The following is a 25,284-nucleotide window of genomic DNA, read 5'->3' as shown; positions in this document are numbered from 1 at the left end:
TAAGCGGCCACCGATCTACTGCTGGCTACTTGCCATCAGTATAAAACCTCTTGAAAGCTATCAACAAGCTGGTAATTAAAAATATATTAAAATGCTATACAATTTGCTCGTGCCATTGTTAACTATAGTAATCAAACAACTTTACCTATGAAAAGCAACAACAAATATGCGCTGATTACCGGCGGTACCAGTGGAATTGGATACGAGTTATCAAAATTATTTGCCATGGACGGCTACAACCTTATTATAGTAAGCCGGAGCGATGAACGCCTTGAAGAAGTAGCACGCGAACTGGAGCAACAGTGCGATATAGAAGTTAAAACCATAGCGCAGGATTTGTTCAAACCCGGTGCGGCTAAAGCCATTTACGAACAAACGCAGCAATGGGGTATAACTGTTGATGCCTTGGTAAATAACGCCGGGCAAGCGGAGTATGGCGCTTTTATAGATACCGACCTTAACCGTGATATTGACATCATTCATCTGGACGTAATCGCATTGGTTAGTTTAACCAAATATTACCTTAAAGACATGGTAGCCCGTAATGATGGCAAAATATTGAATGTGTCATCATCATTGGCAAAGTCAGCTACGCCATTAATGGCGGTTTATGCTGCTGCTAAATCATTTGTACTGTCATTTACCGAAGCGCTGATACAGGAAGTAAAAGATACCAATGTGACTTTAACTGCACTGTTGCCAAATGCTACCGATACTGATTTCTTTCACAAAGCAAAAGCAACCAATACGGTGGCCTACAAAAAAATGACCTTTTACAAACCTGAGGAAGTAGCGGCTGCTGCTTTTGAAGGCCTAAAGGCAGGGAGTGATAAAGTAGTACCAGGTATAATGAATAAAGCGAATATGCTGTTTAATAACTTACTTACCGATAATGCCGCAGCAGCGGTTACAGCAAGTATTACCGCACCAAGTACCAGCGGTAAACAGCATACTGAGCATGCGGCATCAGCCGAAGAGCGGGTAACCATCAACAACCAGATTGGCAGCACCGAAGGCGATTTCCCTTCGCATGAAGGGCACGACCACAAGGAATAAGCTTTTCTACCCCATATTTAATAATGCCGTATAGGAGTAGCTGTACGGCATTATTGCTTATATATAAAACCATAAGTTTCATCTGCTGGTTCATTCTAAGAATACAGGAAAAATTTAAATCGTTATGAATCGTCTTGCCAATGCTGCATCACCATACTTACTGCAACATGCCAACAACCCGGTGGATTGGTACCCATGGGGAACCGAGGCCCTTCAAAAAGCGAGGGATGAAAGCAAGCTGATCATTGTAAGCATTGGTTACTCGGCTTGCCACTGGTGCCATGTTATGGAACATGAAAGCTTTGAGGACGAGCAGGTAGCTACGCTGATGAACGAACATTTTGTTTGTATTAAGGTAGACAGAGAAGAACGGCCCGATGTTGACCAAATTTATATGAGCGCCGTACAGCTCATGACCAACCGCGGCGGCTGGCCCCTTAACTGTATTTGTTTGCCTGATCAGCGTCCAATTTACGGTGGTACCTATTACCCCAAGCAAGACTGGATAAATATCCTCACCAGCCTGGCAGATTTTTACGGAACCCGACCCAAGGAAGCTGTGGAATATGCTGAGCGCTTAACCGAGGGCATCCAGCAGTTTGAGTCGGTAGATCTGATTACCGAACAACCTCAGTATACAGCTGCCGATTTGAAGACCATTATCACAAACTGGAAGAAACATTTCGATGCCACCGAAGGAGGTACAGGCAGGTCGCCTAAATTTCCGATGCCTAACAACTGGTTAACGCTCATGCGCTTTGCTCACCTCATGCAGGATGAAAGCGTAGCCCGCCAGGTTAAACTTACGCTGAATAAAATGGCATGTGGGGGCATTTATGATCATATAGGAGGCGGTTTTGCCCGCTATTCGGTTGATGGGCGCTGGCATGTGCCGCACTTTGAAAAAATGCTTTATGACAATGCCCAACTGGTGGGCTTATATGCCGAGGCCTATGTTTGGAATAAGGATGAGTTATACAAAAAGGTGGTTGAGGAAACGATTGAATTTGTAAAGCGTGAATTAACCTCGCCAGGCTTTGGCTTTTACTCAGCACTTGATGCAGATAGTGAGGGGATAGAAGGCAAGTTTTACACCTTCACGAAGGCGGAAATTGAAAATATCTTGGGCGATGAAGCAGATTTGTTCTGTACCTACTATCACATTACCGATGATGGTAACTGGGAAGAAGAACAAACCAACGTGCTACACCGAAACGAGCGGGACGAATTATTAGCCCATAAACTGGGCATGGAAACCGGTGCTTTGCAAAGCGCCATTGCAGGTGCAAAAGCCAGGGTTTTTGAAGCCAGGAGCCGCCGTATACGGCCAGGATTGGATAATAAAATTTTAGCATCATGGAATGGCTTAATGTTGAATGGGATTTGTGAAGCTTACCGTACATTTAACAGCGAAAGCTACTTGGCATTAGCTATTCAAAACGGCACATTTATTCATCAAAATCTCATTACCGAAAAATACAGGCTGGCCCGTATCTTTAGGCCTGGTGTTAATAGAGAAGAAAAGGTTATAGCCTTTTTAGATGATTACGCCAACGTTATAGAGGCCTTCATTGCCTTATATGAGGTTACCTTCAACAAACAGTGGCTTGATGTTGCGCAAAAACTCGCCGATAATGCTATTGCATATTACTATGATGAAGGCGAAGGGATGTTTTTTTATACCGCTGCGGATGATGAGCAGCTTATAGCCCGGAAAACGGAAATTATGGATGGTGTTATTTCATCATCCAATTCAGTAATGGCGCGTAATTTAAAAAAAATATCTCTGTTTCTTGACCACCAGCGTTATCAGGAAATATCAGCGCAGTTGTTGCGCAATGTAATGCCTTATATGGCCAATTATGGTTCATCTTACGCCAACTGGACCTTGTTGTTATTGGAGGAAATAGCTGGCTTATATGAGGTTGCTATAACTGGTAATGATGCACATGCCGTACGCCAGGAGTGGGAAAAGCACTATATACCTAACAAAATAATCTTGGGCGGTACGCAAGAAAACTTACCTTTACTGCAAAACAGGGTAGCTGCCCAAAGCCGTATATTTATCTGTAAAGACAAAACTTGCGGAATACCGGCTTACTCGGTAACGGAGGCTTTAAAACAAATTTTGCTTTCGTAGCTTATTAATTAAAAATTTATCTAATGAAAATTGAATCACAACACGTCGTATCGTTAACCTACGATTTGTATGTTAACCAGGAAGACGGCTCAGAAGCTTTGGTTGAAAGTGCAACCCAGGAGCAGCCATTAACTTTTTTGTATGGCGCAGGTCAGATGCTGCCAAGGTTCGAAGAAAACCTGAGCACACTTTCAACCGGCGATAGCTTTGATTTTAAATTGAGCGCCGAAGATGCTTACGGTGAATATAACGATGAAGCTGTAGCTAATTTGCCTAAAGAAATGTTTGACGGTACAGATATGCCAGAAGTGGGTGCAGTTTTGCCTTTGCAAGATAACCAAGGCAACCGTTTTCAAGGTCAGGTGGTATCAGTAGTTGAAGACTCAGTTATTGTAGACCTCAACCATCCAATGGCGGGTCAGGAATTGCACTTTAAAGGTGAGATCATTAACGTGCGCCCGGCCAATGCTGAGGAATTGTCGCACGGGCATGCTCATGGTCCCGATGGCCATCATCAGCACTAAGAAAACGAGACATACCATAAAAAAGCCGCCGGAACTTCTCCGGCGGCTTTTTTATGGTAATCTTATTCTGTCGGTTCTGTAAAATTGACAAGGAATTAGTATGCGTACTGGTACTGGATTGTCGTTCAGCTTGCCGGCCATATATATTTTGTCTTCATCGGCCAGCAGGTTAACATTTACATTCAAAAGTACATCATCTCCATCATCCACTGCATTAACAGAGCGTATGCGTAATTTAAATTCGGCAAGCCTGCCACCCGGACTTACTAAGAGCTCCATTCTTACCTTCTCCGTTTCATTTTGGAGGTTTTTTAGCTCGGCGGGCAGTCGCACCAGATTAATATAAGGTAAATAGCCGTAATAGTTACCCCCAATTCTGATCGGACGCAAAAACTTGTAATCGTTTTTTAAGGAATCATCTACAACATATGTGATCTGGCTGCCTTGCTCTTGCGGGGCTTCATAGGTTAAGGACATGTCGTCGTAATTAAAGCGTTGCTTTACTACGCCTTTACTATCAAAAAAAGACCATGTACCAACTTTCTTATTGTTGTTGTAACGGCCCGCCGCAATGAGCGTCTTTTTTAAATAAGCAGCATAGGTGCCTTGCATTACATCATAATTGCTTTTTAAAACCGTGTACTCCTCAACAACCTCCGGGGTTAGTTTACGCTCACGCGCAACAGTCTCCTGGGCCATGCAACAGCTGGTAGCAAATAAGAAAATAAGGCATAAATTGATATGTTTTACCATGGCTCGCTTATTACGCAATAATAAACAATGGGTGTGATGTTTGGTTGTAAACGCCAAGAAGTTAATTGTCATAACTGATGATAGAGTGTATTGACGGATGTTGGTTTAACCGGTTTAAAAAATATTTTTCCTACGTGAATTTTAGTGTAACAAGTTTATAATTTATGCTTTTGTATTCAATTTATTACTTAGTAATTTTTAATACTTAGTGTATTTACCGTTAAATTTGGTAAGCGCAATAATTAAAATATGCAATGTTTTTAAAATAGCGCATCATATTATAAACCTAAGGTCAGTTCGGCGTATATACAAAACCGGCTCATCTGTACATACATAAATACTTATGTCGCTAAACAACACTTATAATAAGTCGTGGAAAATCATAGGCCTTTGCCTGTTGCTTGGAGGCAGCGTTTCGGCCCAAAAGAAACCGGATATGGCCGAGGGCGTTAAAGCGCCTGCAGCTGTTAAGATAGATGGCAAACATAACGAGTGGGGAACTTTACCCGAGTATAACAAAAGTACATCGTTAAGATACACACTTGCTAATGACGCTAACAATCTTTATCTGGCCATTACTTCTACCGATCAACTTAATATAAATAAGCTATTGGGCGGTGGGTTAACCTTTACTATTAACAAAGACGGAAAGAAGAAGGAGAAAGATGCCGCTACCTTTGTTTATCCGTTTGTAACCCGTGGCCGCGGTTTTCGCATGGGCGGGGGCGGTAGAGGCCGCCAGGGTGGAGGCGACGTTGATACCGTTGCCTTAGTAGCATCGCGTAAGCAAGCAGTTGCCGGAATGAAAGAACTCAGCGTAACCGGGGTTAAAGAAATTACTGACACATTAGTTTCTATTTATAATACTTACGGTTTTAAAACGGCCATAAACTTCGATACAAAGGGCAATTTGTTTTACGAACTGGCCATTCCGCTAAAGTTGCTTGAACTTGATGCATCAAAGCAAACGGAGCTGGCTTACAATGTTAAGCTGAATGGCATACAAATGGGCAACGGCGGCGGTATGCGCATCGCTAACCGCCAGGGTGGCGGAGACGGCGGTGGTGGGAACGGCGGCGGAAATGGTGGCGGCTTCGGCGGTGGCGGTTTTGGAGGCCAGATGATGGATATGATGACAGCTACCGATTTTTGGGGCAAATACAAACTGGCTAAGCCTTAATACCTTACTACAACTTTAAACCTTACACATGAAACAAACCTTACTGATAATTACCTTTATTTTATTCGCGGCCAAACTGTTTGCGCAGGTGCCAGCCCGTGGTGGCAATGCCCGGCCGCCCTTGCCTGTTCGCGAGGTCAGCGGTATTGTCAAAGACAGTACTGACGAAGCCATAATAGGTGCTACCGTAAAATTAAAAACAGCTACCGATAGCACCGTAACGACCACAAATGCCGATGGCATTTTTGTATTTAAAAATATAAAGTCGGCTACGTTTGTGCTGAGCATCACAAGTATTGGCTTTAAGCCACTGGTGAGGCGCATGCTTAATAACGATGCCGTGGCCCGCCTGGTACTCGATCCTATAATTCTGGGAGCTCAATCCAATCAGTTAGCGGCAGTAGTAGTTAACGCACCCAGCATCACTTACAAAACCGATACCGTTGAGTACCGTGCAAGCGATTACAAAGTAAGGCCTAATGCTACAGTCGACGAGTTATTAAAGAAGATGGAAGGTATGGAAGTGGGCAGCGATGGCTCGGTAACGCATCAAGGTCAGCAAATTACTAAAGCTAAACTAAATGGAAAGGATTATGCCGGCGGCGATTTAGCCAGGGCTATCCAATCGTTAGGAGCAGACGTGGTGGAAAAAATACAGGTTGTGGATGATTATGGCGACCAAGCCGCTCGTACCGGTATTAAGGATGGAGATCCACAAAAAGTATTAAACATAACAACCCGCGCTGACCGGTCTGTAGGTAATACGGCGCGGATAAATGCCGGCGGAGGCAACAACAGCAGGTACGAAAGCCGTGTTGCACTCGAAAGACGGGATGGTAATAAGGTGTTGAATATAAATGGCAACTTCAGAAACACCGTAAATGGCGTGGCCTCAAGTGGCATAGCCGGTGGAGCAGGTGGTGGTGGCAATAACGGTGCTCCCGGCGCTACAGGATCTGGCGGAACGACGACATCAGGAAGCCCGAGCATTACCTACCGCGATCAGTGGACCCCTAAAATTGAGGTGAACATGAATTATCGTTATAACTATACTAACGTAAATTCTGTAAATAACAGTTACGGTCAGAGCTATTATCAAAGCCGTTTACCCAATGGAACGGCTCAATCAGATACACTTTTTTTTGTTAGAAACAGCAATCAGCTTAATAACAACAAACAGCACAACTTCAGTTTTGAGTTTGAGTACAGCCCCGATAGCGCTAACTTTTTAAGGGTTACTCCAACTATTAACATCAACAGTAGTAGTGCCAGCAGCAACTCAAGCAGGGCTGATAGCGGCTTGCGGTTTCAGAACAATAATGGAAGCAACATCAGCTCCAACACGACACCTAATTTTGGAGGAATAATTTTTTATCAGCATATATTTAAGAAACCACGGCGTAATGCGTCAATCCAATTAAGCTATAACCACACCAATCAGCAGCAAGATAATGAGCAAAACACGCTTATTGGCTATAAAAACAATCTGGGTTTAGTTACTGGAAATTTAAATACACACCGGCTTATTACACGTGACAATCTCACGCGTAATTTTAGAACGAGCGTAACTTACGTTGAGCCCTTGTCTTTAATATCACAGTTTGAATTTAATGCCCAAATTAATTACCGCGGATATGACAACAATGCTTTAACAGATAGTATAGCACCCAGCGGTTTACGACTGCCCATGGGCGAAGGCTTAAACAATGTATATAATTATGCCTTTACAGAATCGCGTTTAGCTTTCAACTATCGGCTTAATCAAACAAAATATAACTTGTCGTTCGGTGTTACTGCGGTGCCTACCAGCCTTACCGGCGACAATGTAAGCAGGGGCAATATCAGAACAACAAGAAATAATTTTTTTGTAATTCCCATTGCACGTTTTCAATACCAGTGGTCAAGGCAGCATAGGGCGTCCATCAACTATTCGGGCAGCCCGGTTGAGCCATCATTTACACAAATACAACCCATCATAGATACATCTAACAGGCAAAATCCTATTGTGGGTAACCCCAACTTGAAGGTCTCTTTCAGGCATAATGTAAATGCACAGTATAACAACTACCTCTCTAATTCAAAGTTTAACATATCAGTTAATTTGTACGGAAGTACCGTTCGCAATCAAATTGCAACCAATAACGTAAGGATACTCGACCCTGCCGATCCTAACAAAAGAGCATACATTAACCAAACTAATTACGTTAACCTTAGCGGTTCTTATAGTGCCGGGGGTAACTATAATTTAGCTAAGCAACTGGCCGATCGTAAGTATAACTTATCATTAAATGGCAGTGTAACTTTTAACCACAGCCTGGCTATGGTTGATAACTTACCTACCACAACCAATGCATGGCGTTTAAACCAGCGCTTTGGCCCGCGCATTAACCCCAACGAATCAATAGAGGTTAATCCGTTTATTTCTTATGATTATACCAAAACGTTTCTTACAGTGGGCAGCACATCAACAACAACGTTGCAGCGTACGGCACTCGCTATAGACGGACGCTTCTTTTTAATGAAAGAAAGGTCTTTGACTATTGGCTACGAAGCAAGTAAAAACTTCATCGGAGGTAATATTCAGCAAAGTGTTTCAAGTAATCCGCTGGTTATAAACGGGTATATCGAAAAAGATTTTCTAGCGCGCCGTAACCTTACTTTCAGGATACAAGTATTCGATATTTTAAAGCAAAATAACTTTACCAACCAGGTTATTAATGATAACGGCTATACAAATACATTATCAAATGCCCTTAGTCGTTATTTTATGTTTAGCGTGCGCACCAACCTTCAAAAATGGTCGGGCTCGCCAAGCCGTAACGGCCGGCCAATGCGTAGAAGGGGAGATGGCAGCTTTTATTAAAAGCATATAATCAATATAAAAAATGGCTTCTGTGAGAACAGAATCCATTTTTTATTAATAATCGTTCAGCTGCTCGCCAATGGTTTGTATTTCCTCATTGCTGAAGCCTGCATTCACATCGGCAGCCCAGGTGTACATGGTATCTTTGTAAATGCTGATGGTAAAATCATCAGTTACAATATCATAATAAGTGCTTTCGCCTTCAATATGCGGATGCACGGTAGCTGCTATTTGCTGGCCGTTTACAGCCAGTGTTATTCCAAAGTCTTCCATAATGCTAAATAACGCTTAATACCGCGCAAGGTTGTAAACAAATTTAGAAATAGTCCAAATAATTTACCTACCTTACAGACCACTAATTAGTTTAAAACAGATACCCAGGATTTATGGCATTTATAGATAGTGTGTTAGAACAGCCTTCTTATGGTTGGACAGACGGAGACGGAAATTTATCAAAGCCAAAAGCCGGAGATATATTCAGGGAGTTTTTTAAAAGATTAAACATCTTTAAGACGAAGAAGAACTGGTTGTCTTTTACCAGTTGGATGATGATTGTTTGCCTGGCGGTGCCGCTTTTTCTTTTTATCTTTAAGTTTTTTAGCCTTAAAATATTAGCCGTAGCCGCAGTTTACAGCATGGTGGTAATGGGTTCGCATGGCACAGTTTGGTACCACCGCTATTGTACCCACAGGGCCTTTAAGTTTCGTAACCCGGTTTGGCGTTTCATTACGCAGAATATTACTCTTAAAATTATTCCCGAAGAAATATATGTGATCTCGCACCACGTGCATCATGCCAAATCAGACCAGCCAGGTGATCCTTACAATGCGCAGGGCGGGTTTTTGTATTGTTTTTTGGCCGACGTAAATCACCAGCCTATTGCCCGTAATATGGACGAAAACGCGTACAATCGTTGCGTTAAATTAATGCAGCACACCGGGCAAATATCTAATACTTATACGCAATATCAAAAGTGGGGTACTTTGGCTAATCCTATGCGTACTATTGGCGGTATACTGCTTAACTGGGGATTTTGGTACTTCGTGTTTTATATGATTGGCGGACACCCGCTTGCCTGTACTTTATTTGGTGCTGCCGGCTTTTGGGCTGTAGGCGTACGTACCTTTAATTATGAAGGCCACGGTAAAGGCGAAGATAAGCGCCGCGAAGGAACAGATTATAACCGCAGTGATATGTCTATTAACCAGATCTGGCCTGGTATTGTAGCCGGCGAATGGCATAACAACCATCATTTATACCCTAAAAGCGCCCGTTCCGGATTTTTACCGCATCAGGTAGATTTGGCGTGGTGTTACATCAAACTCCTTAGTTTAATGGGCGGTATTACAGAGTATCACGATTCTAAAAAGAAGTTTTTAAAAGAATATTACCATCCACTAAAAAAGGCTAAAGACGTAGTACTGGATAAAGTAATAGGCTAAGAAAAGTAAACCAAACAAAGGATGTGAATTTTCACATCCTTTGTTGTTAATGCTGATTGCTGATTTGCAGTTTATATCTGCACGCATCCAATAAACCTTTATAGGCGGTTGTACAGCTTCGCCCATTCCCGTAAGCGCTCTTCTTCATCGGGCTTTAGGTAGGCCGGTAGTAAACGCCAGCCCCAGTTATCTTTCGCCGATGACGGGTTGTTCATACGGGCGCTTTCGTCAAGTCCTATTACATCCTGTATGGGCAGTATGGCTATTTTAGCTGTTGAAGCATAAGCGGTGCGAGCCAGTACTGCATGAATGTTTTTAGCTTTAACCGATTGACCCGTATACTGCTCTATTTGCTTACGTACGTTCTTATTAGCATCCTGGTTATACCAACCTACCGTTGTGTTATTATCATGTGTACCGGTATAAACCAAATAGTTCTCCTGGTAATTATGCGGAATGTACAACGAGTCTGGCAGTTCATCGCCAAAGGCAAATTGTAGCACTTTCATACCCGGAAATGCAAACTCATCACGCAATTCAAAAACAGGAGCGTCAATATCCCCCAGGTCTTCTGCCACGAACGGTAAACTGCCTAATGCTTCTTTAACAACTCTAAAAAAGTCGCTTGCAGGACCGGTTCTCCATTTGCCGTTTTTGGCCGTTTCCTCACCGGCGGGCACATCCCAGTAGGCCGAAAATGCACGGAAGTGATCGAGCCTTATGAGGTCAAACTGCTCCATGTTTTTGCGTAGGCGCTTAATCCACCAGTCGTAGTTGCGCGCCTTCATAACATCCCAACGGTAAACAGGCATGCCCCACAGTTGGCCATCCGCATTAAAGTAGTCGGGCGGAACGCCGGCTATACCTATCATTTGACCTTCAGCATCGAGGCTAAAGCTTTCGGGGTTAGCCCAAACATCAACCGAATCATGACTTACGTAAAATGGCAGATCGCCAAATAGCTTGATGTTTTGTATATGACAGTAATTTTTTAAAGCCAGCCATTGCTCATTAAAAATGAACTGTATCCATTTCACCTGCTCAATTTCGGCGTCATTTTGTACGGCGTAGCGTTTAAGCGCAGCAGTTTTGCGCTGGCGCAAATCTATAGGCCACTCATACCATGCTTTGTTATCATGATGCTGTTTAATGGCTATGTACAAGGCAAAGTCATTTAACCAGTAAGCCTCGCGTTCACAAAACTTTTGAAATTGCTGGTTTAAGACGCTGAAATTTCCGCTTTTGAAATTTTGATACGCCTGGCTAAGCAATTCGCTCTTGTGTTTCAAAGCTTTGCGGAAATCTACTTGCTCTTTTACGTCCAAATGCGAATCCTTCAGATCTCCATCGGTAAGTAAACCGGCTTGTAGCAATAGTTCTGGACTGATAAGCAATGGATTTCCGGCCATGCTGCTTACCGAACTGTACGGCGAAAAGTTTTGCTCGGGCCCTGTGGGATTAAGCGGCAGCAATTGCCAGTACTTTTGCGCCGCCCTGCTTAAAAAGTCGGCAAAGTTATAAGCCTCTGGCCCCATGTCTCCAATACCGAAAGGTGATGGGAGCGAAGTGATATGCATCAGTATACCAGCGCCTCTTGTGTTTTCCTGATGTTCGAGTTTAAGTAGAGCTATAGGCAACTCACCGAATACATCTTTAATGCGGATGCTGCTACTGTCTATTTTCCCTTCAGCGCCCGACAGGACGTTTTTCCAGGATGATGGCGCTTCTTCGGGTAATAATATGCGTGTGTTTTTCCACTTCAGGTTCTTCAGGTCGCGGTCTTGCTCGCGGCATAATTCGGCCAGGTGGAGCGGTACAACAGTAACGTACCATTGTTGCTGGTAACGGCGTGCAAAGGCCATTACATAATCCTGGTAGGCACCTTTTACACGCAGTGGTATGTAACTACCCTGTGCAAACAAATCGGCCGACTGCTGCCTTTTAATAAATAATTTATAAGTAAGCCATTGCTTAATTTGGCCGTTGTACCGGTTTTGCCAAAGCTGTTCTACCTGGTCTTCGTTATGAATGTTACTGATAATGTCATTTAAAAATTCACCACGCTTTTCATAGTCAACTGGTCTGCGGTTATCCGGGTCAACCAAACTAAAATCCCACAACTCACAGCCCTGGTAAACATCAGGTATGCCAGGGCAGGTAAACTTAAGCAAAACCTGTGAGAGTGAGTTGATGATGCCATGGTCGGCTATCTTTTCCTGCAGTTTCTCAAATGAGGCCCAAAATTCGCTGTCGGTATCCAGCAATGCTGCTGCAAAATTGAGCGTAGCCTGTTCGTAAGCTTCGTTAGGATTAGCCCAGTCTGAGTGTGCTTTAGCCTCACGTAACGCCTTCGTCAAATACTCCTGTAGTCGGTTGGCAAAGTCATCATCCGGTTCGCCGGGCATGGGGTAGGCGCCTGCAATTGTTTGATAGATGAAATATTCGTCATTGGCATCAGGTGCGTTGTCGTGCTTTAAGCCAGCATTGAGTTCCTGCCATTGCTTAACCGTTTTAAACCAGGTTTTGGATAGATCGGTCAATACGTTTAAACGGGCGCGTACATCTTCGCCGCGTTTAGTATCATGGGTGGAGGTGCCGTTTATTGCCAGTGGCCAAAGCTTTTGCCGCTGTGTCATGAGCTGATGGAAGTGCTTAACACTCACACCAAAAGCATCGGGCGCATCGCCAACCTCGTTATGCCCAATAAAGCGGTTATAGGTGTACATTAATGTATCCTCAACGCCTTTAGCCATTAAGGGACCGCTAAACTGTGTTAGCCGCTGATAAAATTGTAACGCTCGTTTGTTGTAATCGTTATTGCCCAGCTTTGGTTTTTCCAGCAAAACTACCTCCAGCAGGTTCAACGCAGCCTTCAATTCTGGCTGCTGCTTTTTTGCTTGCTTAAACAGCGATTTTACAGCGCTGTATTCTTTGCCTTGCAGCGGTAACTGGTTACCGTAATAACGATAGATAGGGCAGTAGATCAACAGCTGACCGATTGCATCTTTTATGCTTTTTCCGTCAAGTCCGGTTAAAAGCTTTTTATCGGCTAATTTAAGTTTGTTAAACAGCTGATACAAGTTTTCCAACTCACCGCCCATATGTTGCGATAAGATGTAAGCTTTCTTTTCGGCAATTTGTTCGGGTACGGGTTGCTCGCTGCCAACCAAGTGTCTGTAAAATGCAGTGAAGCGCTTTTCGGCCGTTTGGTTGGTTAGTACATTGTTTACCTGTGCTAAAAAGTCGTAGCCGGACGTACCTTGAATAGGCCAATGTTCGGGCAGTTCTTCGCCTTCTTCTAGTATTTTTTCGGCTACAATGTAAGTATCTTCGCCCGCCAGCTCGCGCAGGCGTTCCAGGTATTGGGTAGGGTCGTACAAGCCGTCAATGTGGTCGATACGCAACCCTTGGAATGTTCCGTTCTCTACCAGGTTTTTGATCTGGCGATGAAAGTGGTCAAATACGGCCTTGTCCTGAATGTTAAGACATATAAGGCTGTTTACTGTAAAGAATCGGCGAAAGTTAATGCTCTTATCTGTTTCCTGCCAGCTACACAGCCGGTAAGCCTGGCTGTTAGCCAACTGATTTAACTTTTCCTTATCGTTATTAACAGCTGATAAGCATTGATCAAAGTATCGCTTTACTTCTTCATCTTTTAAAGCCTTAATCAATCGCTGTTTCCAGGCCGACCATTTTAGTGCGCAGCTTCCGGCCTCGGTAATTTGCTGTACACCGCTTACCTGCTTTACTAGAGTTTGAAGTGCTTGCGGCACTTCTGCACCGGTTGCTTGTAAAATTTGTGGATAGGATGCCGGACTTAGAGGATAATAATTGTCATAATATTGCAGCACAAGTCCCTGCTGTGGCTGGAAATCAACCGTAATCTCATTATTTTTGATAACTTCTTCAAGCGGGCTGCCCAAAAAAGGAACCATTAAAGGTTCATCTCTGAATAAGGCACTGGTCCAAACGGCATCAAAAAAATTAGCATATAAGGACATTTTGCCTTTTTCGAGCAGATCCATTAACCAAGGGTTGTTTTGATGAAACCCCATATGATTAGGCACAATATCTTGCAGCCAGCCGATGTTATTTTGCTTTAGCTTTTGGCTAATGGTTTTGAGTTGCTTTTCGGTACCCACCTCTGGATTGATGTGGTGCGGGTTTACGCCATCGTAGCCATGCGTGCTGCCTGGCGCCGCTTCAAAAACTGGTGAAGCATAAATAGTACTTACGCCAAGCTTTTGCAGGTAAGGAATGATGCGTTCAAATTCATCAAACGTAAATGCCGAATGAAACTGAATTCGATAGGTAGCAACAGGGTTATTCATTGATATATATTAAAAAAGACTCGGGTTGTAACTGAACGCTTGTGCCTGCGGCCAATGTATTGGCTGCCGGTTTTGGTCCGTTCCATTGTGCGTCTGCTGAGTCAAATTGTTTGTTCCAGGATGATGTTGTATCGGGTAAATATACAGTCTGTATGTTAACAGAAAAGTTCATGAGAATGACAGCTTCCTGCGAGTGGTGTTTACGGTGCAAAATCAGCGTTTTTTGTTCCTCATTAGCTGTCGCATTTAACCGCTTGCGGTCTAAAATATGTAATACCGGCAGCTGTTTGCGTAAAGCTATCAGTTGGCGGTAAAAGTTGAGCATAATTTGGTGCTGCCCCCCCTCGGTTAAATTCCATTGCAGCTTCGAATTATTAAAAGTTTCCTCGGCCACAGGATCGGGCGCTTCGCCCTGAGCATGAAATGCTGCAAACTCAGCTTTACGGCCTTTGCGTACCGCCTCTGCCAGTTCAGCATCAGTATGGCTTACAAAGTACATAAAGCGGTTTGGCTCGCTCCATTCTTCACCCATAAACAGCATAGGCAGGTAGGGCGCAGTCAATACGGCACCGGCCATCAGTTTTTGCATCTCGAAGCTGAACAACTCGCTGCTGCGTTCGCCAAGCATGCGGTTGCCCACCTGGTCATGATTTTGTGAGAAAACGATGAATTGCTGTCCCGGATTATCTGTCGCTTTTATACCGAAATGTTTATCGCGGTGCGGCGAATACTGCCCATCGTACACATAAGCATCATTGTATGACTTAGCCAGATCGGCAATGCCGTTAAAATCGCTGTAGTAGCCCGTTTGCTCTCCGCCAGCTGTAATGCGCAGAGCATGATGAAATTCATCGATCCACTGGCTGTCCATACCAAACCCGGCCTTATCAAGCGGGTTGATAAAGCGGGTGTCGTTCAAATCACATTCTATAATGAGGTAGTGCCGTTTGCCGGTTTGCGCCATCAGTTCGTCAACACGGCTTTTAATTTCGGCCAAAATATGTTGCGCTCCGAAATCTTTGATGGCGTGCACGGCATCCATCCGCAAGGCATCAATGTGAAAATCGCGGAACCACATCAGTACGTTTTCGATAAAATAATGCCTTACAGCATCACTACCTGCATCGTCGAAATTTACGGCGTTGCCCCAAGGCGTATTATATTTATCAGTAAAGTAGGGCCCGTATTCGTTAAAGTAATTACCCTCGGGGCCTAAGTGATTATAAACTACGTCTAACACTACAGCCAGTCCTTTACTATGGCAAGCATTCACCAGCTTTTGTAAGCCCTTGGCGCCACCGTACGAATTTTGAACTGCGTACGGAAACACACCATCGTATCCCCAGTTGCGATTGCCGGGGAACTGCGCCACCGGCATAATCTCAATGGCGTTAATGCCCAGGCTTACCAGGTAATCCAGCTTTTGTTCAATGCCTTCAAAATTGCCTTCGTTGCTAAACGTACCGGTGTGTAGTTCGTATATGATATAGTCTGACAGGTTTACGTTATTCCAGCTGCCGTCGGTCCATTGCTGTGCGTTCAGATCAACCACGGCCGATGCACCGTGTACACCTTCCGGCTGGTGCAAAGATGCAGGGTCGGGCAAGGGGTCCTGGCCATCGAGCACAATTTGGTACAAACTGCCATCTTTGAGCTGATTGGTGCTTATATGCCAGTAACCATATTCTTGAGGCGTTAAAGGTAAATTACCGCCTGTTTCGTGTATTTTAACACTTGCACTTTTGGCCTTAGGCGCCCATAACCACACGTTGGCCTCGCCACCGTTTACGCTAATACCAGGGCGTATATCAATTACTTTAGTTGCTTTGGTCATAAATTACCGGATGGTGTAATACAACAATGGAACGGCCCTTAACCGTAATTACAGATTCGGCTTCGTAAGTTTCATCATCGGCCACTTCATTCTCGGTTGTGTCAATGATCTTCGTCCAGTTTTTGGCGTATAATGTTTCAGGCAATTTGTAATCCACTGATTCCCAGTGAGCATTAAATATTACATAGAACCCATCGTCAATTAAAGCTTCACCAACCTCGTTACGTGTGCGTAGCGCCCTGCCGTTTATAAACACAGCCAGCGATTTGGCGAAGTCATTATTCCAGTGATCGTCACTCAACTGGCTTCCCTCAGGCAAAAACCAGGCAATGTCTTCCACTCCTTTAATAGGTGTTCCTCTGAACCAGCGCTTACGAGCGAAAGCCGGGTGCTTACGGCGGAAATGTATGAGCTTAGAAGTAAAATCGAACAGCTCCATGTCGGCATTGGCCCAATCAAGCCAAGATATTTCATTGTCTTGGCAATAGGCATTGTTATTACCCCCCTGTGTGCGGCTTATTTCATCGCCGGCTACCAGCATGGGCACACCCTGCGACAGGAACAACGTGGTAATGAAATTCCTTTTTTGTTGTTCGCGGATCTGATTAATCTCCTGATCATTAGTCGGACCTTCTACACCGTAATTATTTGAGCGGTTGTGGCTCTCGCCATCGTTATTATCCTCGCCGTTAGCTTCGTTATGTTTTTCGTTATAGCATACCAGGTCGTTTAGCGTGAAGCCGTCATGTGCGGTTACAAAGTTGATACTGGCTGTAGGGTTTCTTAAATCTTCCTGATATAAATCGGCGCTGCCGGTAAAACGTGATGCAAATTCGGCCAGGGTGCTGTTCTCACCACGCCAGTAATCACGCACACAATCGCGGTACTTACCGTTCCACTCACCCCATCCCTGCGGGAATTTACCAACCTGATAGCCACCCTCACCAATATCCCATGGCTCGGCAATTAACTTTACCTGTGATATAATAGGATCCTGGTGGATAATGTCAAAGAAAGCGCTCAAACGGTTTACCTCGTGCAACTCGCGCGCCAGGGTAGAGGCAAGGTCAAACCTGAAGCCGTCCACGTGCATTTCGGTAATCCAGTAGCGTAGGCTGTCCATAATTAAACGGAGTACGTTGGGCAGGTTGGCATTTAGCGTGTTGCCCGTGCCGGTATAGTCCATGTAGTAGCGCTTATCCTCGGTAAGGCGGTAGTAGCCTTCGTTATCAATGCCTTTAAATGACAAGGTTGGACCTAACTGGTTACCTTCGGCAGTGTGGTTATATACCACGTCGAGTATTACTTCAATACCAGCTTTGTGCAGTTCCTTTACCATTTGCTTAAACTCGGTAACCTGCTCGCCGCAGTTGCCACTGCTGGCATAACGTACATCAGGCGCAAAAAAGCCGATAGTGTTGTAACCCCAGTAATTAGTAAGGCCCTGCTCAACCAAATGCCTGTCGGCCACAAACTGATGTACCGGCATCAACTCAATAGCGGTTATACCCAGCTTTTTTAAATACTCAATAGTAACCGGATGACCAATAGCCGCGTAGCTACCCCTGATCTCTTCCGGAATTTCAGGATGTAATTTGGTGAATCCCTTAACGTGCGTTTCGTAGATGATGGTGCTGTGGTAAGGTGTTTTTGGCGGACAATCGCCTTCCCAGTCAAACTTAGGATCAACTACCACACTTTTTGGAATAAAAGGCGCGCTGTCTGTTTCACTAAAGCTTAAGTCTTTCTCTTCGCTGTAAACATCATAATTGAATAGCGCATCGTGCCAGTTAATAACACCCGATATGGCTTTTGCATAGGGATCTATAAGTAACTTGTTCGCATTAAAGCGTAAGCCATTTTCAGGCTCATACGGGCCATGTACACGGTAGCCATACAGTTGTCCCGGTTTTAAGTGGGGTATATAAGTATGCCAAATATAGTGTGAACGTTCGGTGAGCTCTATTTTAGTATATTCTATTTCATCATCGGCTGTTTTAAATAAACATAATTCAATTTTAGTGGCATTGCTGGCATAAATGGCAAAATTTACTCCCTTGCTATCTGGTGTGGCACCCAACGGAAATGGCTTGCCCGGAAAACTATTTACTTTCATAAAGCAATGAAGGTTTTGCCGTAAAAAATGTTTGGGCTTACACAAAAAAAATACACAACAAAGTTGTAACTGGAGTTGACGAAAGCATCGATAGTTAACAGGTAACAATCAGAATAATTGGCCCAGAGGGTAAATTGAACCGAGAGCTGACTTGTAAGGGAGCCGATGCTAGGGACGGCACTTACGTCTAGTTACAAAAATTATCCTGAATTTGAAGAATACTGATGTGTTTTTTTTACACTAACTCTTGCTTGGTAACAAAATCAAACTATCTTTGACAATCGATTGCAAAAGGCAAAAATTTTAGATTACCTTCGTTTTTGTAAGCCCCAATTGATACACTAACCACTGTTTTTGAATTTAAATTACATATACATAAACCATGTTACTATTAGGTATTGATATCGGCACGTCATCCGTAAAGGTATCGGTGGTTGATGCTGATTCGCAAAAGGCCCTGGCATCGGCGCAATATCCGGATACGGAATCACCCATTATTTCCCTTCAGTTGGGTTGGGCCGAGCAATCGCCAGATATGTGGTGGGAGCAGGCTCAGCAGGCTCTTCAACGGTGCCATGCTACCGGCTTATACAATCCGCAGGATATAGCTGCGATAGGTATAGCCTACCAGATGCATGGCCTGGTACTGGTTGATAAAAACCAGGAGGTTTTGCGTAACAGTATTATTTGGTGCGATAGCCGTGCGGTTGAATACGGAGATAAAGCCTTTGAAGCCATAGGTGAGGAAAGAAGCCTGTCGCACTTGCTCAATTCACCCGGTAACTTTACGGCGGCCAAGCTGGCTTGGGTAAAAGAGAATGAACCGGAGCTTTACGCCCGCATAGACAAAATTATGCTGCCCGGTGATTTTATTGCCATGAAGTTAACCGGCGAGATCACTACATCGGTATCTGCCTTATCTGAGGGGATATTTTACGATTTCCTAGAAAATGGCCTTTCTGATGATGTAATGCGTTTCTTTGATTTTGCTGATGACTTAATACCAACAGTAAACCCGGTTTTCTCTGCTCATGGTACCTTAACATCATCTGTAGCTTCTCAGCTTAGACTTAAAGCCGGTATACCGGTGGCTTACAAAGCTGGCGATCAGCCCAATAACGCACTTTCCCTAAATGTTTTAAACCCTGGCGAGGTGGCTGCTACAGCCGGAACTTCGGGTGTTATTTACGGTGTAAGCAACCAACTGGCGTACGACCCGCAATCGCGTGTAAATACTTTTGCGCATGTTAATTATGCGGAAGAGCAAAAGCGGTTAGGCATACTGTTATGCATCAATGGCACCGGTAGTTTAAACCGTTGGGCTAAAAACCTGTTCGGCGCTAATATTGGATACGGCCAAATGAATGAGCTTGCCCGGCAAGCCCCTGTTGGCAGTAACGGCTTACGCATTTTGCCTTTTGGTAACGGTGCCGAACGCATGCTCAACAACAAGCTGGTAGGTGTACACTTTCATCATATTGATTTAAACCTGCATGGCCAGTCTCACATATTCAGGGCGGTGCAGGAGGGGATAGCCTGCGCTTTCCGTTATGGATTGGATATAATGCGCGAAAATGGCATGAACCCTACGGTAATACGCGCCGGCAAAGCAAACCTCTTTTTAAGTGATTTATTTGCCGAAACGTTTGTAAACGTAACCGGCGTACCGGTTGAATTGTATAACAACGACGGCAGCGTAGGTGCTGCGTTAGGTGCGGGTATTGGCGCAGGTATATTCACCTCACCGGCCGAAGCCTTTACCGGTATGGAAAAGGTGCAGGTAATAGAACCGCAAGCGGGTAACAAAATTGAAGAGGTATACCAGCAATGGAAGTTACTGCTCGAAAAGCAACTTATTGCAGAACAAGCCATTGAGACAGAAAGCCTCAAGTAATTCAAGCTTAGTAGCTATGCATTCGATTAATGTGTAATGTTACAATCATTTTGCCAGGTAATTGGCTCTTATACAATTCGATATATCAAAATTAACTGAATATAAAACAAACACTTAATAACAATTATAATGGCAAGCATTTTAACAGGCGACCGCGAGTATTTCCAAGGTATTGATCAGATCAAATACGAAGGTCCGGAGAGCGATAATCCATTGGCTTACCGCTGGTATGACGAAAACCGTATTGTAGCAGGCAAATCTTTAAAAGACCATTTCAAGTTTGCCGTTTCGTACTGGCATTCTTTTAACGGTAATGGTAGTGATCCTTTTGGCGGCGCAACGCATGATTTCGCCTGGGATGAAAAAGCTGATGCGGTAGAACGTGCTAAAGATAAGATGGATGCAGCATTTGAGTTTTTTACCAAATTGGGCCTGCCATACTATTGCTTTCATGACGTAGATGTGGTTGATTATACCAACGATGTTAACGAAAACGACCGCAGGCTGCAAACCCTGGTTGATTACGCCAAAGAGAAGCAAGCAGCCAGTGGCATTAAATTACTGTGGGGAACGGCAAATTTGTTTTCGCACAAGCGTTATATGAACGGTGCAGCTACCAATCCCGATTTTCATGTGTTAACGCATGGCGCTGCGCAAGTAAAGGCGGCCCTGGATGCAACCATTGCCTTGGGCGGCGAGAACTATGTGTTTTGGGGTGGCAGAGAAGGCTACATGAGCCTGCTAAACACCAACATGCAACGTGAGCAGGAACACCTGGCCAAGTTTTTACATGCGGCTAAAGATTACGCCCGCAAGAACGGTTTCACCGGTAATTTCTTTTTAGAGCCAAAACCATGTGAGCCAACCAAGCATCAGTATGATTATGATGCGGCAACCTGCTTAAGCTTTTTGCAGAAATACGATTTGATGAACGACTTTAAGTTGAATTTGGAAGTAAACCACGCTACGCTGGCCGGTCACACCTTTCAGCATGAGATGCAGGTAGCTGCTGATGCTGGCTTACTGGGTTCACTGGATGCAAATCGCGGCGATTACCAGAACGGCTGGGATACCGATCAGTTCCCGAATGATATAACCGAGGTAACTGAGTATATGATGGTATTGCTGCGTGCCGGCGGCTTAAAAGGTGGTGGTATTAATTTTGATGCCAAGATACGCCGTAACTCAACTGATCCGGCCGATTTGTTTTATGCGCACATTGGTGGAGCCGACGTGTTTGCAAGGGCATTGATCATTGCCGATAACATTCTGCAAAAATCAGATTATACCAAAATTGTTACCGACCGCTATGCCTCTTTCGACAGTGGAAAAGGTAAGGAATTTGAGGAAGGCAAGCTTACTTTAGAAGATTTGAGAGCTTACGCCATTGAAAACGGCGAACCTGCCACCATTAGTGGAAAACAGGAGTATCTCGAAAATTTGATTAACCGGTATATTTAATTATACTTGTTGCCAGTTAAACCAATTAATCCAAAGTATACATTTAAAAAATGAAAGAATTAACCACGGGAGACTACGCTGTATTCCTGATTTACTTCCTGATTGTAGCCGTTTATGGTTTGTGGGTATATCGCCGCAAGCGTAATGCTGATGCAACATCTAAAGATTACTTTTTAGCGGAGGGGTCGTTAACCTGGTGGGCCATAGGTTCATCGCTGATTGCTTCTAACATATCCGCCGAGCAGTTTGTGGCCATGAGCGGTAACGGCTTTACAATGGGGTTAGCAGTATCAGCTTACGAGCTGATGGCGGCAATTACATTGGTAATCGTGGCAATATTCTTCATTCCGGTTTATCTGCGCAATAAAATCTTTACCATGCCGCAGTTTTTGCATCAGCGCTACAACAGCACTGTTGCTATGATTATGGCTGTGTTTTGGTTGTTGCTGTATGTAATTGTGAATCTTACCTCTATTTTGTACTTGGGTGCAATTGCAGTTAACGGTATCTCAGGCATCAACTTTACCGTGTGTTTAATTGCGCTTGCATTCTTTGCCGTAATTATTACACTGGGCGGTATGAAGGTAATTGGCTTTACTGACGTAATACAGGTGTTCTTCCTCATACTAGGCGGTTTGGTAACCACCTATATTGCGGTTACGCTGGTTGCCGAGCATAATGGTACTACAGGTATATTTAACGGGTTGAAGGTGATGAGCGAAAAGGCTAACGACCACTTCCACATGATCTTAAAACGTGATAATCCTAAATATATTGACCTGCCGGGCTTAACTGTACTTTTAGGCGGTATGTGGATCGTGAACTTAAATTATTGGGGATGTAACCAATACATTACCCAACGTGCACTGGGTGCTAACCTAAAAACGGCTCGTGGCGGTATCTTGTTTGCAGCTTTCCTGAAACTACTGATGCCATTAATTGTGGTGTTGCCTGGTATTGCGGCTTACGTGCTATACAAAGATCAAGTGTTTGCAGGCGATGCGCAGAATAGCTTAAAAGCTAATCCCGATAACGCCTATCCGGTGTTGTTAAACTTACTGCCAACCGGCTTTAAAGGCTTATCATTTGCGGCGTTAACAGCGGCAGTAGTGGCTTCTTTGGCAGGTAAAGCAAACAGTATTGCAACCATATTTACGCTTGATATTTTCAAAAAGCTGAAGCCTGAAACGCCGGATTATAAATTGGTAACGGTAGGTAAAATAACCGTTGTTGTGGCCATGATATTAGGTGTGGTTATCTCTCCATTCCTGGGTATTGACAAAAAAGGTGGCTTTACCTTTATTCAGGAGTATACAGGATTTGTATCCCCGGGTATCTTTGCCATGTTTATCCTAGGCTTCTTTTGGAAAAAAGCAACATCAAATGCAGCCCTCTTCGCAACTATAGGCGGTTTCATATTCTCGGTATTATTTAAATTTTTACCAGAGTTTATGGATCTGTCATTCTTAGAACCGATTGGTTTTGCTGTAAAAAGTGCCGACAGTGGTTTATACGAGATACCGTTCCTTGACCGTATGGGCTTTGTGTTTATCATCTGTATTATTGGTATGTGGATCATTAGCACCATCGAAACATCTCGTGGCGTTAAAACCAACGGCTTGGATGTGGATGCTTCAATGTTCAAAACCTCTAACTCATTTGCTATCGGTTCATTGATCATTTGTGGTATCTTAGTAGCTATTTATACCTTACTTTGGTAAGCCCTAATTGACAAAATGATATAAGGCGGCTTACCTCTCCAGATAGCCGCCTTTTTTGTGGTACCTGGATAATAAATTGAAAATCCGTCTATTCCTCTAAATTACTATGTGATAGACCATCCTCTATGAAATTAAACAAAGCGTGTCTACTTAAATCAACTAAAACCGGATTGGAAGAATTAGGTTATAGAGAGTTGCCTGACACCATTACACCTGCACAAGGACTTTTTATCAAGATAATTCAAGAACAGTATTACCTAACCTTGGGATTCACAATCTCTAGGTACTATGATAATTTATTTACAGCATCATTTTATATATCACGGACGACAACGTGGGGCCTTGTAGGATTAGATATACCCAGGCAGATTTACAAAAGAGTTGGTTCGTTCCTCACATTGGAAGAACGACAGCAGCTATTAAAAGGTGAGTATGCGGAGCAATCTAAAGGTGATGCTTGGTGGTGTTCTGAAAATGAAGGAGCCGTTACAGATTTTATTGACGTAGTAAGAATGGCCGAACCAAGATTTCTTAATCAGCCGTCTTTGCTTTTGGACATCGATAACAGTCAGTTTTTTAAGGAGTTCGCTGAATTGGTAAAAGAGACTACAAAAGCTGTAAAAATCGTTGAGAAGGGCGATGATGTAGGATATCAATTTATTCCCCAAAAAATTATTGACGGAATACCAGTTGCATGGTTTAAAGCTGCAGAAAAAGTAATTCAAGCAAATAATTTAATCCTGAATGTGAATACAGTTAAAAGATTAGGCGCAGACGCGTATAGACAGCATCTGCTTTCTAAAACATAATTGAAATTTTACTCTTCCTCAATTTTTCTAACCATCAACACAATCAGCCCACCCAATAAGGCAATCAATCCGAACGACCACCGCATACCAAAAGCTTGCGCCATGTAACCAATAACAGGCGGCACCAGTAAAAAACCAAAATAACCGATGGTAGATATAGACGCAATAGCGGCACCGCTGCTTAGTTTAGCCGATTTGCCTGCAATACTGAAAACCAGCGGCACAACGCATGATACACCCAAACCAACCAGTATAAATCCCAAACCAGCGGTAACAGGGTGGGGAAGGGCAACAGCTAATGTAAGTCCGCAAAAAATAAACCAGCCACTGTAATTTAAAAGGTTTTTAATGCCAGTAAGTACTACTAATTTGTCGCCAGCAAAACGGCCGGTGGTCATGGCTACCATGTAAACAACAAAGGCTGCCGTTGAAGCTGATTGACCAGCATGTATGGCCTTATCAAAATAAATAGCGCTCCAATCATACATCGTATTCTCACAGGCCATACAAGCAAAAGAGATGATGGCAAATTTAAGCATGTAACGGTCGGGCAGTATCAGAAATGGCTTGCGCTCAACCGGCTTGGGCTTTTCGTAAAAGCTATATGAATAAAAATATAAGGATGTAATACAAAGCAAAATACTAACTGCGCCCAAGTGGTAAAACAAACCAATATTAAAGCGAACCATGAGGTAGCCAACAGCAGCCCCGGCAAAGCCAGCCAGGCTCCATATACCATGAAAGGTGGTGATTACAGATTTGGTATATAACGATTGTACACCTACCGATTGTGCATTAACCGACAAGTTTAACAGGTTGCGCGCAGCACCAAAGGCAAATAAAATGATATAGAATTGCCATACCTCGGTTCCTAAGCCTAAAAAGAATAACACAATGTTGAAAAGCAGTGCACCCATCATCATGATGGTGCGGCTGGCATAATGGCTTAACAAACGCCCGGTAACCGGCAGGGTTAACATAAGGCCTATAGGCAAAGCAAATAATAAGGTTCCTAATTGCGCCTCAGACAAATTTAGGTGTTGCTGCACCGATGGTATACGCGAGGCCCAGGAAGAGTAGCCAAAGCCTGAAATAAAAAAAAATACCGCACATCCTATCCGCAACTCCCGCGGCGACCTGTTCCTAACCTCTGTCATTGC

Annotated in this window: 16 protein-coding genes; 10 read left to right on the top strand and 6 right to left on the bottom strand. The window is 43.8% G+C overall.

Translation table 11 applies throughout. From position 1 onward, the window contains the following. Window positions 1-147: 147 nt before the first annotated feature. The 3 genes from ABDD94_RS13135 (at window position 148) to ABDD94_RS13125 (ending at window position 3,720) form a co-directional block, all read left to right on the top strand. The gene (locus ABDD94_RS13135; protein ID WP_345952631.1) at window positions 148-1,056 is read left to right on the top strand and encodes an SDR family oxidoreductase; all 909 of its coding nucleotides are present in this window, start codon (window positions 148-150) and stop codon (window positions 1,054-1,056) included. Between the two features lie 124 nt (window positions 1,057-1,180). After that, on the top strand, window positions 1,181-3,196 hold the full coding sequence (locus tag ABDD94_RS13130; RefSeq protein ID WP_345952630.1) for a thioredoxin domain-containing protein: 2,016 nt from the start codon (window positions 1,181-1,183) through the stop codon (window positions 3,194-3,196). 23 nt (window positions 3,197-3,219) lie between these two features. Then, complete coding sequence (locus ABDD94_RS13125) at window positions 3,220-3,720, top strand: peptidylprolyl isomerase (protein WP_345952629.1); 501 nt, start codon at window positions 3,220-3,222, stop codon at window positions 3,718-3,720. Between the two features lie 51 nt (window positions 3,721-3,771). Here the strand turns inward: ABDD94_RS13125 and ABDD94_RS13120 are convergent, their stop codons facing one another. Next, complete coding sequence (locus ABDD94_RS13120; protein ID WP_345952628.1) at window positions 3,772-4,419, bottom strand: hypothetical protein; 648 nt, start codon at window positions 4,417-4,419, stop codon at window positions 3,772-3,774. A gap of 397 nt (window positions 4,420-4,816) precedes the next feature. Between ABDD94_RS13120 and ABDD94_RS13115 the strand changes: the two genes are divergently transcribed. Then, the gene (locus ABDD94_RS13115) at window positions 4,817-5,653 is read left to right on the top strand and encodes a hypothetical protein (protein WP_345952627.1); all 837 of its coding nucleotides are present in this window, start codon (window positions 4,817-4,819) and stop codon (window positions 5,651-5,653) included. A 28-nt stretch (window positions 5,654-5,681) separates the two neighbouring features. Further along, entirely contained in the window at window positions 5,682-8,516 is a 2,835-nt protein-coding gene (locus ABDD94_RS13110) for a TonB-dependent receptor (RefSeq protein ID WP_345952626.1), read from the top strand. A 54-nt stretch (window positions 8,517-8,570) separates the two neighbouring features. Here the strand turns inward: ABDD94_RS13110 and ABDD94_RS13105 are convergent, their stop codons facing one another. Continuing rightward, window positions 8,571-8,789 carry a hypothetical protein gene (locus ABDD94_RS13105; RefSeq protein ID WP_345951635.1) on the bottom strand — a complete coding sequence of 73 codons (219 nt, stop codon included), beginning with the start codon at window positions 8,787-8,789 and terminating at the stop codon, window positions 8,571-8,573. Between the two features lie 113 nt (window positions 8,790-8,902). Between ABDD94_RS13105 and ABDD94_RS13100 the strand changes: the two genes are divergently transcribed. Next, complete coding sequence (locus tag ABDD94_RS13100) at window positions 8,903-9,958, top strand: fatty acid desaturase (protein WP_345952625.1); 1,056 nt, start codon at window positions 8,903-8,905, stop codon at window positions 9,956-9,958. A 98-nt stretch (window positions 9,959-10,056) separates the two neighbouring features. Here ABDD94_RS13100 and treY read toward each other — a convergent pair whose 3' ends face one another. Genes treY through glgX form a run of 3 tightly spaced genes read right to left on the bottom strand, consistent with a single transcriptional unit; the run spans window position 10,057 to window position 18,239 of the window. Continuing rightward, the gene (gene treY, locus ABDD94_RS13095; protein ID WP_345952624.1) at window positions 10,057-14,289 is read right to left on the bottom strand and encodes a malto-oligosyltrehalose synthase; all 4,233 of its coding nucleotides are present in this window, start codon (window positions 14,287-14,289) and stop codon (window positions 10,057-10,059) included. Further along, window positions 14,282-16,123, bottom strand: a complete 1,842-nt coding sequence (treZ, locus tag ABDD94_RS13090) for a malto-oligosyltrehalose trehalohydrolase (protein WP_345952623.1) — start codon at window positions 16,121-16,123, stop codon at window positions 14,282-14,284. The genes treY and treZ overlap by 8 nt, the downstream gene beginning before the upstream one ends. Further along, window positions 16,107-18,239, bottom strand: a complete 2,133-nt coding sequence (gene glgX / locus ABDD94_RS13085) for a glycogen debranching protein GlgX (protein ID WP_345952622.1) — start codon at window positions 18,237-18,239, stop codon at window positions 16,107-16,109. Before glgX ends, treZ begins: the two co-directional genes overlap by 17 nt. Window positions 18,240-18,621: 382 nt before the next feature. Here glgX and ABDD94_RS13080 point away from each other — a divergent pair, with 382 nt between their 5' ends. The 4 genes from ABDD94_RS13080 (at window position 18,622) to ABDD94_RS13065 (ending at window position 24,124) form a co-directional block, all read left to right on the top strand. Then, window positions 18,622-20,133: an FGGY family carbohydrate kinase gene (locus ABDD94_RS13080; RefSeq protein WP_345952621.1), complete on the top strand. Its 1,512-nt coding sequence runs from the start codon at window positions 18,622-18,624 to the stop codon at window positions 20,131-20,133. A gap of 129 nt (window positions 20,134-20,262) precedes the next feature. Next, the gene (gene xylA, locus ABDD94_RS13075) at window positions 20,263-21,594 is read left to right on the top strand and encodes a xylose isomerase (protein WP_345952620.1); all 1,332 of its coding nucleotides are present in this window, start codon (window positions 20,263-20,265) and stop codon (window positions 21,592-21,594) included. A gap of 50 nt (window positions 21,595-21,644) precedes the next feature. Then, window positions 21,645-23,315: a sodium/solute symporter gene (locus ABDD94_RS13070; RefSeq protein ID WP_345952619.1), complete on the top strand. Its 1,671-nt coding sequence runs from the start codon at window positions 21,645-21,647 to the stop codon at window positions 23,313-23,315. Between the two features lie 125 nt (window positions 23,316-23,440). Next, complete coding sequence (locus tag ABDD94_RS13065) at window positions 23,441-24,124, top strand: hypothetical protein (RefSeq protein ID WP_345952618.1); 684 nt, start codon at window positions 23,441-23,443, stop codon at window positions 24,122-24,124. 8 nt (window positions 24,125-24,132) lie between these two features. Here the strand turns inward: ABDD94_RS13065 and ABDD94_RS13060 are convergent, their stop codons facing one another. Next, complete coding sequence (locus tag ABDD94_RS13060) at window positions 24,133-25,281, bottom strand: MFS transporter (protein ID WP_345952617.1); 1,149 nt, start codon at window positions 25,279-25,281, stop codon at window positions 24,133-24,135. Between the last annotated feature and the right edge of the window lie 3 nt (window positions 25,282-25,284).

The organism is Mucilaginibacter sp. PAMB04168, from assembly GCF_039634365.2.
Lineage (GTDB): Bacteria > Bacteroidota > Bacteroidia > Sphingobacteriales > Sphingobacteriaceae > Mucilaginibacter.
Note: the sequence above shows the minus strand (reverse complement) of the source record. Positions and strands in the feature narration are given on the sequence as shown.

Coding starts and splice junctions, on each gene's coding strand:
- ABDD94_RS13100 (WP_345952625.1), top strand. CDS start 8,903: ATGGCATTTATAGATAGTGTGTTAGAACAGCCTTCTTATGGTTGGACA.
- ABDD94_RS13110 (WP_345952626.1), top strand. CDS start 5,682: ATGAAACAAACCTTACTGATAATTACCTTTATTTTATTCGCGGCCAAA.
- ABDD94_RS13125 (WP_345952629.1), top strand. CDS start 3,220: ATGAAAATTGAATCACAACACGTCGTATCGTTAACCTACGATTTGTAT.
- ABDD94_RS13065 (WP_345952618.1), top strand. CDS start 23,441: ATGAAATTAAACAAAGCGTGTCTACTTAAATCAACTAAAACCGGATTG.
- ABDD94_RS13060 (WP_345952617.1), bottom strand. CDS start 25,281: ATGACAGAGGTTAGGAACAGGTCGCCGCGGGAGTTGCGGATAGGATGT.
- xylA (WP_345952620.1), top strand. CDS start 20,263: ATGGCAAGCATTTTAACAGGCGACCGCGAGTATTTCCAAGGTATTGAT.
- ABDD94_RS13115 (WP_345952627.1), top strand. CDS start 4,817: ATGTCGCTAAACAACACTTATAATAAGTCGTGGAAAATCATAGGCCTT.
- ABDD94_RS13080 (WP_345952621.1), top strand. CDS start 18,622: ATGTTACTATTAGGTATTGATATCGGCACGTCATCCGTAAAGGTATCG.
- ABDD94_RS13135 (WP_345952631.1), top strand. CDS start 148: ATGAAAAGCAACAACAAATATGCGCTGATTACCGGCGGTACCAGTGGA.
- glgX (WP_345952622.1), bottom strand. CDS start 18,239: ATGAAAGTAAATAGTTTTCCGGGCAAGCCATTTCCGTTGGGTGCCACA.
- ABDD94_RS13105 (WP_345951635.1), bottom strand. CDS start 8,789: ATGGAAGACTTTGGAATAACACTGGCTGTAAACGGCCAGCAAATAGCA.
- ABDD94_RS13130 (WP_345952630.1), top strand. CDS start 1,181: ATGAATCGTCTTGCCAATGCTGCATCACCATACTTACTGCAACATGCC.
- ABDD94_RS13120 (WP_345952628.1), bottom strand. CDS start 4,419: ATGGCCCAGGAGACTGTTGCGCGTGAGCGTAAACTAACCCCGGAGGTT.
- treY (WP_345952624.1), bottom strand. CDS start 14,289: ATGAATAACCCTGTTGCTACCTATCGAATTCAGTTTCATTCGGCATTT.
- ABDD94_RS13070 (WP_345952619.1), top strand. CDS start 21,645: ATGAAAGAATTAACCACGGGAGACTACGCTGTATTCCTGATTTACTTC.
- treZ (WP_345952623.1), bottom strand. CDS start 16,123: ATGACCAAAGCAACTAAAGTAATTGATATACGCCCTGGTATTAGCGTA.